Source organism: Imperialibacter roseus (assembly GCF_032999765.1).
Lineage (GTDB): Bacteria > Bacteroidota > Bacteroidia > Cytophagales > Cyclobacteriaceae > Imperialibacter > Imperialibacter roseus.
Genome location: NZ_CP136051.1, coordinates 6002526 through 6015966, shown reverse-complemented (window position 1 = coordinate 6015966; position 13441 = coordinate 6002526). Strand labels below are relative to the sequence as shown.

Genomic DNA, 13441 nt, shown 5'->3' with positions numbered 1-13441 from the left:
AAAGAAGCGTCGTAAATTTTAACATGAATATTCCTGAAGCCACCAAATTGAAGATACATCAGCTGATTGCTGACGGCAAAAAGCTGGAAGCGGTTAAGTACGTAAAGGAACAATTTGGCTTGGCGCTTAAGGATGCACTAAAACTCGTGGAGGCCCTGGAGAAAGAGGTGCCACTTTCGGGGAATGGCTATCAAAAAAGACCTTTTGCCCGCAGCAGTTTTTCCGGGCCCGACAAGGTCTTCTACATTCTTTCCAGGGTATTTTTGGGTGTGGCTTTTCTTCTGTTTGCCATCGGTGGCACTATTGCCTACGACACCAACGAGGAGCTGAAGCATGCGCTGCAATTGGAAGGGAGAGTCGTGGAATTTACCTACGGTTCCGATGGAGGCTCCATACCCGTAGTGGAATTTATCCACAAGGGTAAAAAACAAAGAGTACAGGGCTCGGTAGCCTCTACTCCCCCGGCCTATGATATCGGCGAGCCGGTAAAGGTATTTGTGATCACAAGTGAAGGTTACGAAAAGATAAGAATCGACGGCATTTTTGAGCTTTGGATAGGGCCCATCATTCTCGCCTTCATTGGCACTATTTTTCTTTTTATCGGGGGCGGCATGTACGCCGTCAGCAGATAGTTTTATTCAGTGCTCTTTCGTTAATAGCATCTCACTCTTGCCTGGTGCCCCTTAAGGGCCCTTCAATCCTATTAAGTTAAGAGGTTCACGTGTGTCAATTCTATTTTTACCCCAAACCCTAAGCCGGGCACCCCTAAAGGGCGCATGGATTACTATTAGCAAGCCCTTTAGGAATTAAGGGTAAAATGCTCTTAACTTAATAGCCCTGCGGGGCCCTACCGATGATCATTGTACCACCCTCTAAGCCAGGGGTATAAATGAAATTTGGAGGCCGAACCTCTTAACTAAACGAAGCAGAATTTCACTCTCCATTAAACCTTTTGTGTGTTTGTGTATCTAATTAGAAAACAACAAACATGAAATAGCCATAACGAGTATTATTCTCAATGGGCGTGAATAGATCTTAACTCAAAACATGCTCAACTCGAGATTATATTGGCTATTCCATGTGCCCGTTGAAAAACAAATTATATACACATGAAAAGGATAGTAATCACATTCATTGGTGTAATGGTAGCAGCTACCTCACTAATGGCACAGGAGGAGCAGAGCTCGTCAAAAACTCAAAAACATGCTCAGCGAACTCCCGAGGAACGGGCGAAAGAAATGACCACCCGGCTAAAAGAAGAGCTTAATCTCACCGATCAGCAATCGGAAGAGCTTTACGCCATTCATTTGAAGTATGCCGAAGAGCGCAAAGGCGTTTTGGATGCTGGTAAAGAAGAGCGGGAGGCCCAAAGAACTGAGATCAAAAGCATCAATGACAAGCAAAAAGCTGAGATGAAAACCGTACTAACCGAAGAGCAGGTAGCGAAACTGGATCAAATGCAGGAAGAAAGAATGCAGAAGAGAGGGAACAGACCGCACCGGGGCTCAGAGCGAAGAGGCCGGGGATAAAGCTGCTGGTTAGTAGGTGACCCGAATGTCTTTTATCTCCATTTGGTAAAATCCAGCATTGCGAGAACTGGCGAGCCAGGTGCCTTCATAGTTTTGCCAATTTTCCCAGCTGATTTCGACACCACCGATGGGAATCACCTTCACCCAGAGCTTCCAGGCGCTGGGTTTGAAGTTTTCATCCAGCAGCCAGAGGTAGCTATCGCCCGGGGTTACGCCGCCCGAAGTATAAGTAACCAGTAATCCAGGCCCCTCCGCTGTTTCTACCAGTCGCCGCTCAGTGCCTGGATCTCTTACTTTGAAGGGCGCCACCAGCCAGAAGGAGTCGTTGGCAAAATATGTCCATGCGGTTTGAATCACATCATGCAGCTCGTCGCCTTCCAGAGAATTCCCTTTTTCTGTTGCGAAGCCCTCGAAAGTGTCGGGGGAAAACTCCACCTCTATGTCTCCCCAGGTCACAGTAACAATGTTGTCTGGTTTGTGCCAAACATAATGATGACCACCGGGAAATGTCCAGGATAGCGTTTTGATTTGCTGGTAACGATCATCGTTGATGGCCGTCAGCATTTTATCTGCCAGGGCCTCTGCTTCAGGGCCTTCTTCTCCCTCGGGTAAAGGATCACTTGCTATCCAACCAGCACCAGCTCCCAGCAATATTAAACCAAACAAAACAATCCCGGCAATCTTCAACACCTTCATCATAGCATTGAAACTGAAGACTGCCGGAAAAGTTCACTATCGCACTCTCGTTATTTCAGCATAGGGAACAGCGCCCTTATCTCGTCGTCGGTGGGCTGGCGGCCATATTCGCAGATTTCGAAGGTTTCTACGTTGGTGGCTTTGGCCACCCGGTCTTTGCCATACCATTTTTGAATGGCCTTTTTGGCCTCTGCTGAAGGAGGCCTTACCGACTTTTTGGTCAGCCATGCTTTTCTCGCTTCAGCGCCTTCGGGCACCTGGTCGGCATAACCGCCTATCCATGGCAACCACTCGTAAAACTGCGACACATGGGCGTCCAGCGCATAGCCTTTTTGCTCCGTTACCCCGGTAATGTCTACCGCAATGTCCGGCCGGAAGGGGTTGGGTTTTTGGAAGTGATCATATCCATAGAGAAAAACAGGATTCTTCTTAAGTGCGGGCACTTCCGGGGCAATATTGGGCACTGCTACCATGTAGGCCGCATCTTGCACCAGCACACCCGTGTAGCGATGGTCGGGGTGGTAGTCGTTGGGCCGGGGAGCAATCACGATGTCAGCATTCCACTTGCGGATTTCCCTGATTACCTGCAGGCGAACATCCAGACTCGGAACCAGCTCGCCGTCGTGGTTGCCTAGTACTACGTATTCAGCAATGCCAAAGCGTTTGGCTGCTTCCTGTGCTTCGGCAATTCTGCGTTTGGCGAGGGCACCACCACCGGTGGTTTGGTGGCCGGCATCTCCATTGGTAAGCGACACAAATTTGACCTGGTGGCCCATTTTGGCAAACAGGATGGCCGTGCCGCCTTCATCCTGGTCGCAGTCGTCGGGATGGGCGCCCAGCACCACAATGCGCAGGGGTGTGGCCGTTTGCGCAGCAGCAAAACCGATGGCCATGAAAGCAAAGAGAAGGGTGAGAAGATGTTTTTTCATAAGTAGGTGGTTTAAAGCATGATTATTATTAATACACGTCACCTCGAATCGACGCAGGAGGGAGAGGTCTCTCCAAAGGAGAGGCCGCTCATTTTTAAAAGCCTTCATGCCTCGCAGACGCCTTTTCGTTGCGGATCGACTTGACGCTGGATAAGGTAAAGAATTTCTGGGAGAGAATGGTTAGACTTTATTGTAGCGGTTGTACATCGCTTTTTGCTCTAAAAAACAATTAGAAAATGGTAGGATTGGAGATGCTAGCCCTCACACCACCGGATGATCCTTCCACGGGCTCTCCGCCTTGATAAACCGCCAGTCAAAATAATCTTTCACGGCCTTGGTGCCACTTTTTGTAAGCTCGTCGATTTTGTGGGCAGGCAAGCTGAAATCTGAGGTGCGCACATCGAGGGTATCAATGAACACCGTCCTGTTCCAGTCTTCCCCCTGGAGGTGGGCTTTGTTGGCGGCCTCCATCATAAAGTCGAGGAGGGCCACGGCGTAGGTTTTCAGGTTTTTGACATCGGCCGGCGGCGTGGCCCAGTCACGTTTCGCATAGGTAATCACGTCTTTGCTGTCGAGCCGGAAGCCGAGGGTTTCCATGTTGAGAATGCTTCCGTCCTTACCGGCCAGAGAGTTAACAGGGTTGGAAACGTACTCAGGCTTGTCAAACAAGTTAACAGGGTAGTTGTAGCTCACGCCGCCATCCACCATCACATTGTTGCCGTTTTTGAACGCTGCAAAAAACACCGGCAGCGACATCGACATGCGCACGACTCTTCTGACAGGGATCGACTTGTGGGCTTCATTTTCATGCGAAAATACCTCCGCTTTTTGTTCCGACAGGTTGGTCACGGCCATGTAGAGGTATTTGAAGGCTGTGTTGCCGCCTTTGATGGCATCGTCGAGGTCGCCGAAAGTGAAGTCTTTGGTACCGGTTTGCTTTTTCACGACCTCGCCAATCCAGTCCATAAAGTCGTCGCCTTTGTACCAGCCGAACTTGTTGAACATCCGCATGGCGTTGCCAATCAGCCCGTTGCCATCCTGAAAATCGGCAAAGTTGGTGGTGCTGATGAGCTCGCCTACCTGGGCAGGCGTGCAACCAAGAGCAAGTGTGCAGGCGTTGATAGCGCCGGCGGAGGTGCCGGCCACCCGCTGCAGGTGATCGAGCATGCCCAGCTTTTGCAGTTCATCGAGCGCACCGCCATAGGCGATGCCTTTAACGCCGCCGCCTTCAAATACGAGGTTTCTAAACCCAAACGAGGTTGATTTAACAGTTTTTGCCATGGTAGGAAAGGTTATGCTTGAAGAAGAGATTCGAGATAGTCTTTGGTTTTTGTGCCATATACGCCATCAATTTTGAGGAAGCCACTTTGGCTTTGCATCAAGCGCAGGGCTTCGGCCGTTTTTTCGCCAAAAAAGCCATCGGAAGTGCCGGCATCGAAGCCGGCGATTTTCAGGGCATCCTGCAGCTGTACCACTGCCGCCCCTTTGTTGCCCTTTTTAAGAGGAGGCTTGGGGAGAATAAATTGTTTTTCGGTGGTTAGTCTGCGGTAGCCCAGCACCTTGGAAGAGTCGAAGCCGGAAATGGACACCATATTGGCCTGATTGCCACCCAAGGTGTAGCAGCGGCTGCCATCGGAGGAGGTACCCATGTAAATCCCCACATGGCCTTCCCACGATTCGATGGCCTTGCGCCAGTAAACGATGATGTCTCCGGGCTCGGGTTGCATAGTCACGGTGCCCACGGCCAGCCAGCTCCGGGCGTTCAGCTTAGTGCTCCGCTTGAGGCCCGCCTTCAGGCAGCACCAGCTCAAAAAAATACTGCACCAGGCAGTTTCGTCGTCCTTTACGTCCTGGAATCCCGCCTCACTGGCGTACTGGAGAATGCGTGCATTGTGTGCCTGCCCTGGAATTTCCTTTACGCCAATCTCAACACAAGCGATCTTTATCAGCTCTTGCATGGTATTGATTTAAAAAATAGTAACAGAAAATTAATCGTTAACCGGTGCTCCCGATATCGGCTATCAGGTCAAAAAATTCTCTCGAATCCGGCAAGTCTTTCGCCTTTTTACAGGATATAGACTTGCTCCGCTATTCATGGGAAGCACCCTCACAGGTCAGAGAATGAATATACTACAAAAATCAGAATTAGCGAACCAAGACGGCTTGTTTCAGACGCTTTACTTATGAAAACAGAGGTTTTATGTCAAAAATCAGAATATCTGTTTTATTATTGTACGAAGAAGAGCGGTTAAGGCGGCCAGACTTACCAGCCTAAATCGACCCTCTTCAAACTGAATGTTGTGTACTTCAGGGTTTTTATTTAATTTGAAACAGCATAAAGGCTTACCACTCAAAACAAGTTATTTACGAATCACATTTAATCCATGAGTATCAAAACACACATAAGTGCACTAATCCAACTTGCGTCAGCTGACGATGATTTGGCTGATAAGGAAAGAGAGTTGATTTTTTTAATTGGTGAATCTGGTGGACTAAGCCACAAGCAGATTGAAGAGCTTCTGGAAAATCCTTTGGACCTGAATATTCCAGACAGCCTTAGCGACGACGATAGATTCGAATTGCTCTACAATGTTGTGCAGTTGATGAAGGTTGACAACGAAGTGTTTCTGAGCGAGATCAAATTTTGCGAAGATGTGGCGGAGAAGCTTGGCTTCAGCAGAAAAGTGATTTCAGAGCTTTCGGCGAATATCTATTCCGATCCTGCAATTACTTCAGACAGAACATTGCTGAGACAGAAGGCGATGAAATATAAAAAATGAACTAAACTAACCTATAACCAATTAAAAGCCCGTCACTGACCGGGCTTTTTTTGTGCGCTGACAAAGCCTGCCTCCTAACATTAGCGGAAAGGGCGGAGGTGTTGGACATGTCACCAGCATCCAGCAAAGGGCATTGTTGACAATCAATTAACAAATGCTTGATTTTGAATCAATAGCCGATTCGTTAACTTGTCGTGAATATGGATACCATTGCGTGGAAACCGCTAACCTACCAAAATTTTGAGGCCCTGAGTGTTGCCCGAAAACAGTTACATCAGGCCGTTCAGCAGGTGTCTGTTGTGGGACGAATATACCTTCCCAGGGTGAAGGACGACAAACATGCCAACCTCGTGTGGGTGCCGCAATTCCAAAGGCTGGCCGGTAATTGGGTAGAGGGCTCAACTAAATTTCGGGTTTCTTTGGATCTGGCTAATCTGTCCATTCATTTGGTCGACGACGAGGTAAAGACGATAGGGGAATATGACCTCAAAGGGAAAACGCAGGCCCAGTCGATGGTTTGGCTGGAAGAGCAGCTGGAAGGATTGGGGCTGGACACGGGCCAGTTCGCCATCAACCTTCCGTATGAAACTCCTGATTACCCCACAGCCCATGGAAAGCCATTTGAGCAAAAGGACGCCCGGGCTTTCGAAGAGCTTGCCTGGTATTTTCACAACGCTGATCATATTTTACGGCCGCTGAAAAGGGAGTTCCCACAGTCCACAGACGTGAGGTGTTGGCCGCATCATTTCGATATAGCTGCACTCATTATTCTGAATGACACAGGCGATCCGGAAACGACCAGCAGTATTGGTATAGGCATGTCTCCTGGCGATCAATTCTATGATCAGCCGTACTTCTACCTTTCTCCCTGGCCATACCCTTCCAGAGATAAGCTTATACCCATCAGTCATGGCAAATGGCACGAGAAAGACTGGCTGGGCGCTGTTTTAACTGCAGAGTCTCTTTTTGACATCGAAGATCCGGCGCAGCAACAAAAGAGAGTTTATGCTTTTTACAAAGAAGGGCTCGATCAATTAGTAAGGCAGCTAAAGCCTAACTTGTAGAGCGGCGAATATTGAAGTGTTCTTCCAGTTTGATGTAAAAGTCATCCTGGTTGAGGAGGTAGTGCTCGGTTCTTTCCCCCCGACTATTCACGATCAACATTTTTTCCGTTAAAGTTTTTCTGCCATCCGGGGTGGCCTGAGTGATCATTTTTCCTTTTCTGAAATGACTTTCAGGGTCAGTTTGCTGATAAACGCAACGGGGGATAAACTCTATAAGTGTTCTTCTTTTTGGTGAGAAGAGGTATTTTTCCTCAAAGGATTGACCGTCATCCGATTCATCCAGCCACCAACCAACATCATCTTTCTTCCGGACTCGGTAAAACTGGTTGAGGCTCATTTGCATGTTCTCTTCCAGCACTTTGAGGGGATAGACCGGCCCTTTGCCATAGCCCACGTCGCAAAGAAACACCTCACCTTCCAACTGCACCAAAATGCACATGTGCTCGAATTCGGGAGAGAGTTTTCCGTCAGGCTTTGGCATTCTGGCCGAAGCCATATAGCAGGTAAACCCCAGCTGGGAAAGCAATGAGTAGAAAAGACCGTTGAGCTCGTAGCAGAAACCGCCTCGTTTTTGCTCAATTATTTTTTTATACAACCTCTCGGTATCAAGCAGGATTTCCTTGCCCCAGTGAATATCAAGGTTTTCGAATGGAATATGTAGCAAATGCTGATAATGAAGGTGCTTGAGGAAACGGGCACCTGGAGCCTCCCTGGCTGAAACGTCTATCCTGTGCAAGTACTTGTCAATATCCATTTGAAGAAGCTGTTGTTTCAAAAGAGAAACCTTGTGAGGGAGTCCGGCTGCGGTGGAAAAAACCTACCACAGCCGGACTGAAACTTATTTTGGGCTTTCCATGTAGTCAAGCGTTAGAGCGCAAAGAGACTTTATACCCAGCAGCATTCCTTCATCGTCTACATAAAAATCAGGCGTGTGGTGAGAGGCCACTTTTGAGGCGTCCTGCCCCTTTGGCATACCTCCCAGAAAAATGAAAAAGCCAGGCACTTTTTCCTGAAAGAATGAAAAGTCTTCAGCACCTGTGCTGGCGGCCGACAAAATCACATTTTCTTTGCCTGCCACTTCCTCAAGGCTCGGAAGCATTTTGGCTGTTAGTGCGGGATCGTTGTAGGTGATGGGATATCCCTTGTCGATGATAACTTCGGCAGTAGCACCCATGCCTTCGGCCGTATGCGTGGCGATGGAACGTAATCTCTCGTGAATCTGGTCTCTCATGCCATTGTCCAGCGCCCGGATAGTGCCCACGAGCGTCACTTCTTCAGGAATGATATTGCTTCGCACGCCACCATGTATACTACCAAAGGTGACAACGGCAGCTTCCTTGGTCAGCATCATGTTTCGGCTCACGATGGTCTGGGCGTTGTTAATGATTTGAGCGGCGGTTACTATTGGGTCGATGCTGCTCCAGGGAGCAGAGCCGTGCGCCTGGCGCCCCTTCACTTTGATGGTAAAACTGTTTACGCTGGCCAAGGCTCCGCCTGGCTTATAACGAATGCTTCCTACTTCGGTGGCTGAGTTGATGTGCAAACCAAAGATGGCATCCACTTTTGGGTTTTCCAGCACCCCTTCCTTCACCATCAGTTCGGCGCCACCCTCTTCACCTTCCGGCGCACCTTCCTCAGCTGGCTGAAAGATGAACTTCACGGTGCCTTTTAATTCGCTCTTCATTTGGCTCAGCACCTCGGCCACGCCCATCAGAATCGCCACGTGTGTGTCGTGTCCGCAGGCGTGCATCACCGGAACTGACTGGCCGTTGTACTCTCCCATTACCTTTGATTTCCAGGGAAGGTCGTTTCTTTCAGGCACCGGAAGGGCATCCATGTCCGCCCTAAGGGCCACTACCGGGCCGGGCTTTCCTCCCACCAGTGTTCCGACAACGCCGGTAATAGCCACACCGGTTTTTACCTCCATACCGAGGCTTTTTAAGTGGGCTGCAATTTTTTCGGCAGTTTTAAACTCTCTGTTTGATAGCTCAGGGTGCTCATGTATGTCGTGTCTCCAATCGATGACTTTGGGCTCTACCTTTTCGGCCAATTGATAGGCTTTTGTTTTCAGCTTCGAACCAGCAGGCGCTGGCGAAATCCACGATTGGCAGGTAAGCATTAATAGGGCCAAAAGGCCAGTGTATACAGTTTTTTTCATACTTGGGTTGGTTTACTTTTGGAAGATAGACAAAAACGTGGTCGTTTATGCGTTTGAATTTTTCAGCGGAAGTATTATTTGACAGATAATATAGACCTGTCTTTTCAGCAAATAGTGAGCTGTCTGATGGAATAAATTCAAAAACCCTTAAATTTCAAAAAACCACCCACATGAAATAGCCATAAGGAAAGTCCATACCCAGCGGAATGAATAAAGTCGGAGAATAGTCGACTATCGCTTCCAAAAGGTTTTGGCTATTCCATCTGGCCGCTAAAAAGTAAATTTTATACAGATGAAATCTCCATGAGCGACTTTAGCACACCCGAACGAAAATGAATATTGAGTAACTTTCAAGGGTTATCGAAACCCTTGAAAGTTATATGGAAACGGGAGAAGTAGCTTTTGAACAAATAGTGAAGGTCGGCTGTGGCCTTGACGTACATCAGGCGGTGATCGTAGCGACGATCAGCAAAGGGCAGAATGACTACCAGACCAGGGAGTTTGAAGCCTACACAAGTTCTTTGACAGAGTTAAGAGATTGGTGTAAAAGCCAGGGAGTTACCCATGTGGCAATGGAAAGCACAGGCGTTTACTGGAAGCCAGTATTTAATATACTGGAAGAGGACTTTGAAATTATTCTGGTCAACGCCCGCCACGTGAAGAATGTACCAGGGCACAAAACAGACAAACGTGACAGCAGATGGATCAGCAAGTTGCTGTTGGCTGGCTTGTTAAGAGGAAGTTTTATTCCTCCAAGAGACATTAGAGAGTTGCGGGATCTTGTCAGGTACAAAAAGCGCCAAGTAGAACATGTAGCCAGCGAGAAGAACAGATTGATAAGGATACTGGAAGATGCCAATATCAAACTCAGCACTGTACTTACCGAAGTTCATGGTGCCACTGGTAGTAAAATCATCAATGATATCATTGATGGTAAGACCAATGTGGATGATTTAATGAAGCACATTCACGGGAAGGTAAAGGCCAACCGAGAAGACATCCGTAAAGCCCTTGAGGGAAAATTAACAGCCCATCATCGTTTTATGCTCAATATTATCAGGAAGAGCATTGAGGAAAAAGAAGGGATCATTGGAGAACTGGAGCAACATATAGACCGATCCACTGCTCAGTATGCTGTAGAAATAGACTTGCTGCAAACCATCGATGGGGTGGGAAAAGACAGCGCCATCAGCATTATCAGTGAGATTGGTGTAGACATGAATCAGTTCCCTAACGAGCATCACTTGAGTAGTTGGGCAGGGCTGAGCCCGGGGAACAACGAGAGTGCGGGTAAAAAAAAAGCACAAGGACAGTTAAGGGAAACCGCTACCTGAAGTCTCTTTTGGTGGAATGTGGTTGGGGGGCGACAAGAAAGAAAGACGGCTACCTGAAGCGCAAATATCAAAGTTTAATTGCACGCAGAGGCAAAAAGAAAGCGCTGGTAGCAGTTGGTCATAAGATTATTATCGCCGCCTACCATGTTCTAAAAAACAAAGAGGCCTACAAGGAACCGCTATTGCACGACAGTGCTGAACGAAACAAGAAGCAGATCAAAAGACACTTAGCCAAACTAAAAGAGCTAGGCTACGATTTGGTTTCTGCCGCTTAAAGAACTTTAAAAGGCCGGTCTGTTACTGGAGCGTCTTCAATGACAGCCTGTAGATGAAATTGGTCTAACAAACAGGTTAAGCACCCAACGATGTAGCCAATCCCGATTTATCGGGAAGGAGCACGAACATGAAAATTTACTCTCTTAACCTTGTTATGGATACTTTACTACTTGATCGAAACAAAATTATATACACATGAAAACCATCAAGAGGCTACTGAAGGGCATCCTGGTCTTGATTATTTTACTAGTCATCTCCTTATATTTTTATCTGCAGCACATTAAGCCAAAATACAAGGGCGACTTGACCCTAAGCCCGCTTGAAAACAAAGCGGAGGTGTGGTTTGACAGCTATGGCATTCCGCACATCTATGCGGAAAACAAAGGTGATCTCTACTTGGCCATGGGCTACCTTCATGCCCAGGAGAGGCTGTTTCAAATGGAGCTGGTGAGGAGGATTGCGCCAGGGAAGTTGTCGGAAATACTTGGGAAAGATCTTTTGCCGACCGATAAGTTTTTTCGCACGTTGGGGATACATCTTTCCTCGCAGGAGGCGGCGCAGAAGCTGCGAACCCAAACCACTAACCCCACGCTGAAAGAAGCAGAGGCTTATCTCAGAGGGATCAATGAATTTTTGGAAAAGGGCCCAACACCCTTGGAGTATGAGCTGCTTGGTATTGAAAAAACGCCTTTTACCCTGGAGGATATTTATAACGCTGTAGGCTATATGTCGTTTAGTTTTGCAGCGGCGCATAAAACCGACCCACTGGTGAGCTTTATTAATGCCGAACTCGGTGCCAGCTACCTGAAAGACCTGGGGCTAAAAGCAGACACCACCAGACAAATGATCCCGAGCTATTTTGGAGATCCCATTGGCTTGAATGAAAAGTCTTCCGCTATGCTGCTGGAAATGCTTAACCAATTGCCAGTGTCTCCTTTCATAGGCAGCAACGGTTGGGTATTGGGGCCGTCAAAGACAAAGTCTGGCAAGGTGCTTTTTGCCAATGACCCTCATATTGGGTTCTCTCAGCCTTCTGTGTGGTACGAGGCGTATCTGGAAACGCCCGATTTTCAGCTTTACGGTTACCACCTGGCTGGCTACCCCTTCGCAATTTTGGGACACAATCGTCAGGTGGCCGTCGGCCTGACCATGCTCGAAAATGATGATGTTGACTTTTTCAGAGAAACGGAAAACGAAGCCGATAGCAATCAGTACCTGTACAAAGGAGAATGGAAAAGCTTTGACTATCGGGACGAAATAATCAAAGTTAAAGACGAGGAAGACATAGTTTTTCAAGTGAAAACCTCCCTCCACGGCCCCGTTGTCAATGGAGTGTTGGGCGAGATAGTTGGGCCTGATCCGGTAGCCATGTGGTGGACATATAACAAACTCCCCAATCAGGTGCTGGACGCCACACGCAAGCTAAACAATGCGCAGTCACCTGAAGATGTTACCGACGCTCTCAAGCTTATACATGCCCCAGGCCTCAATGTGATGTACGGAGATGCCAAAGGAAATGTGGCCTGGTGGGCAACTGCACGTTTGATAAAACGGCCAGAGCACGTCAACTCCTTCACTATTCTTAACGGATCCACAGGGGAAGATGACCCGCTTGGCTATTTCGACTTTTCCTCGAACCCCCATTCTGTCAACCCTCCGGCAGGCTATGTATTTTCTGCTAACAACCAGCCTGACAGCGTAAATGGCTACTATTACCCGGGCTACTATTTGCCGGAGGACAGGGCCAGAAGGATAAAGCAAATGATTGACAGCAAAAACGATTGGGATAGCGAGGATGTAAAAAAAATGCTGATGGATGAGACTTCGCCAGCTGTGACTCAAAATATTGGCGTGCTGCTAACGGCAATGGAGAACGCATCCTTAGCAGGAAATGATCAAAAAGCACTCGAGCTGCTGCGAGCCTGGGATGGCAAGTTTGGTGGGCAAACTGCTGCGCCGATTATCTACACCAGGTGGCTGTACACCATTTTGGAAAAAGCAATGAAGGATGAGCTTGGCCAGGACAAGTTTGACCTCTTCATGTCAACTACTGACCTCAGGAAGCGAACCTTTCCACTTCTCATAGCCAATGATAGTTCCTCCTGGTGGTACAATGCCGACAAGAAAACTGTTGAACCCCGGCAGGATGTGATTTACGGAGCGCTCATAAGTGCAGTGGCCTCGCTGGAAGACGACCTGGGGAAGAACATCGACAAATGGAAATGGGAGAATATCCATACGCTAACACATAACCATGCCCTGGGTGTGGTGCCACTGCTTGGAAAGGTTTTAAACGTAGGCGATTTCCATGTTTCTTCAGGCGAGGAGGTGATCAACAACTGGGGCTATCCTGTCACAAGCGAAAACAAGTACAGGGTGTCGTTTGGGCCAAGCACACGGCGAGTTGTCGATTTTTCAGACATAGAAAACTCGGAGAGCATTTTGCCCACTGGCCAGAGCGGCGTTTTTCACAGCAGACATTACGATGACCAGGCCCAAATGTATGTAGAGGGGAAGTTCAGGAAGATGACCATCAACAAAAAAGAGCTCACCACTAGTGGCAAGCTCCTTATGCTACTTCCCGACAAATAATAGGTCGGTAACCGTTCGGTTTACTTCATTTGAGAGTAAACCTTTGCCTGAGATTGTGGAGTCTCCTTAACATTGATGGCTAA

Annotated in this window: 13 protein-coding genes; 7 read left to right on the top strand and 6 right to left on the bottom strand. The window is 48.0% G+C overall.

Annotation, left to right across the window (positions count from 1 at the left end; genetic code table 11):
- Positions 1-23: 23 nt before the first annotated feature.
- Both RT717_RS25265 and RT717_RS25260 read left to right on the top strand, forming a co-directional pair.
- A complete protein-coding gene (locus RT717_RS25265) occupies positions 24-632 on the top strand; it encodes a DUF3592 domain-containing protein (RefSeq protein WP_317489113.1) in 609 nt (202 codons plus the stop codon).
- Positions 633-1109: 477 nt separating this feature from the next.
- Positions 1110-1529, top strand: a complete 420-nt coding sequence (locus RT717_RS25260; RefSeq protein WP_317489112.1) for a hypothetical protein — start codon at positions 1110-1112, stop codon at positions 1527-1529.
- A gap of 9 nt (positions 1530-1538) precedes the next feature.
- Here the strand turns inward: RT717_RS25260 and RT717_RS25255 are convergent, their stop codons facing one another.
- From RT717_RS25255 to RT717_RS25240, 4 genes are all read right to left on the bottom strand, one after another.
- Positions 1539-2228, bottom strand: a complete 690-nt coding sequence (locus RT717_RS25255; protein ID WP_317489111.1) for a hypothetical protein — start codon at positions 2226-2228, stop codon at positions 1539-1541.
- 47 nt (positions 2229-2275) lie between these two features.
- The gene (locus RT717_RS25250; protein ID WP_317489110.1) at positions 2276-3154 is read right to left on the bottom strand and encodes a PIG-L deacetylase family protein; all 879 of its coding nucleotides are present in this window, start codon (positions 3152-3154) and stop codon (positions 2276-2278) included.
- Between the two features lie 261 nt (positions 3155-3415).
- Positions 3416-4435 carry a patatin-like phospholipase family protein gene (locus RT717_RS25245; RefSeq protein ID WP_317489109.1) on the bottom strand — a complete coding sequence of 340 codons (1020 nt, stop codon included), beginning with the start codon at positions 4433-4435 and terminating at the stop codon, positions 3416-3418.
- Between the two features lie 11 nt (positions 4436-4446).
- On the bottom strand, positions 4447-5112 hold the full coding sequence (locus tag RT717_RS25240) for a C40 family peptidase (RefSeq protein ID WP_317489108.1): 666 nt from the start codon (positions 5110-5112) through the stop codon (positions 4447-4449).
- Between the two features lie 426 nt (positions 5113-5538).
- Here RT717_RS25240 and RT717_RS25235 point away from each other — a divergent pair, with 426 nt between their 5' ends.
- Positions 5539-5934, top strand: coding sequence for a tellurite resistance TerB family protein (locus RT717_RS25235; protein ID WP_317489107.1), 396 nt, complete (start codon positions 5539-5541; stop codon positions 5932-5934).
- A gap of 200 nt (positions 5935-6134) precedes the next feature.
- Positions 6135-6998 (top strand): hypothetical protein, encoded by an 864-nt coding sequence (locus tag RT717_RS25230; RefSeq protein ID WP_317489106.1) that lies wholly within the window; start codon positions 6135-6137, stop codon positions 6996-6998.
- On the opposite strand, the gene RT717_RS25225 is transcribed toward RT717_RS25230, so the two are convergent.
- Both RT717_RS25225 and RT717_RS25220 read right to left on the bottom strand, forming a co-directional pair.
- Positions 6988-7752, bottom strand: a complete 765-nt coding sequence (locus RT717_RS25225; protein WP_317489105.1) for an arylamine N-acetyltransferase family protein — start codon at positions 7750-7752, stop codon at positions 6988-6990. The two genes, RT717_RS25230 and RT717_RS25225, sit on opposite strands and share 11 nt — an antisense overlap.
- Before the next feature lie 84 nt (positions 7753-7836).
- Positions 7837-9117, bottom strand: coding sequence for an amidohydrolase (locus tag RT717_RS25220; protein WP_394854141.1), 1281 nt, complete (start codon positions 9115-9117; stop codon positions 7837-7839).
- 419 nt (positions 9118-9536) lie between these two features.
- On the opposite strand from RT717_RS25220, the gene RT717_RS25215 reads away from it, so the two are divergent.
- From RT717_RS25215 to RT717_RS25205, 3 genes are all read left to right on the top strand, one after another.
- The gene (locus tag RT717_RS25215; protein ID WP_317489103.1) at positions 9537-10490 is read left to right on the top strand and encodes an IS110 family RNA-guided transposase; all 954 of its coding nucleotides are present in this window, start codon (positions 9537-9539) and stop codon (positions 10488-10490) included.
- 11 nt (positions 10491-10501) lie between these two features.
- On the top strand, positions 10502-10765 hold the full coding sequence (locus RT717_RS25210; RefSeq protein ID WP_317489102.1) for a hypothetical protein: 264 nt from the start codon (positions 10502-10504) through the stop codon (positions 10763-10765).
- Between the two features lie 196 nt (positions 10766-10961).
- A complete protein-coding gene (locus RT717_RS25205; RefSeq protein WP_317489101.1) occupies positions 10962-13358 on the top strand; it encodes a penicillin acylase family protein in 2397 nt (798 codons plus the stop codon).
- Positions 13359-13441 lie beyond the last annotated feature (83 nt).

Coding starts and splice junctions, on each gene's coding strand:
- RT717_RS25225 (WP_317489105.1), bottom strand. CDS start 7,752: ATGGATATTGACAAGTACTTGCACAGGATAGACGTTTCAGCCAGGGAG.
- RT717_RS25245 (WP_317489109.1), bottom strand. CDS start 4,435: ATGGCAAAAACTGTTAAATCAACCTCGTTTGGGTTTAGAAACCTCGTA.
- RT717_RS25255 (WP_317489111.1), bottom strand. CDS start 2,228: ATGATGAAGGTGTTGAAGATTGCCGGGATTGTTTTGTTTGGTTTAATA.
- RT717_RS25220 (WP_394854141.1), bottom strand. CDS start 9,117: ATGCTTACCTGCCAATCGTGGATTTCGCCAGCGCCTGCTGGTTCGAAG.
- RT717_RS25230 (WP_317489106.1), top strand. CDS start 6,135: ATGGATACCATTGCGTGGAAACCGCTAACCTACCAAAATTTTGAGGCC.
- RT717_RS25265 (WP_317489113.1), top strand. CDS start 24: ATGAATATTCCTGAAGCCACCAAATTGAAGATACATCAGCTGATTGCT.
- RT717_RS25250 (WP_317489110.1), bottom strand. CDS start 3,154: ATGAAAAAACATCTTCTCACCCTTCTCTTTGCTTTCATGGCCATCGGT.
- RT717_RS25240 (WP_317489108.1), bottom strand. CDS start 5,112: ATGCAAGAGCTGATAAAGATCGCTTGTGTTGAGATTGGCGTAAAGGAA.
- RT717_RS25235 (WP_317489107.1), top strand. CDS start 5,539: ATGAGTATCAAAACACACATAAGTGCACTAATCCAACTTGCGTCAGCT.
- RT717_RS25215 (WP_317489103.1), top strand. CDS start 9,537: ATGGAAACGGGAGAAGTAGCTTTTGAACAAATAGTGAAGGTCGGCTGT.
- RT717_RS25205 (WP_317489101.1), top strand. CDS start 10,962: ATGAAAACCATCAAGAGGCTACTGAAGGGCATCCTGGTCTTGATTATT.
- RT717_RS25260 (WP_317489112.1), top strand. CDS start 1,110: ATGAAAAGGATAGTAATCACATTCATTGGTGTAATGGTAGCAGCTACC.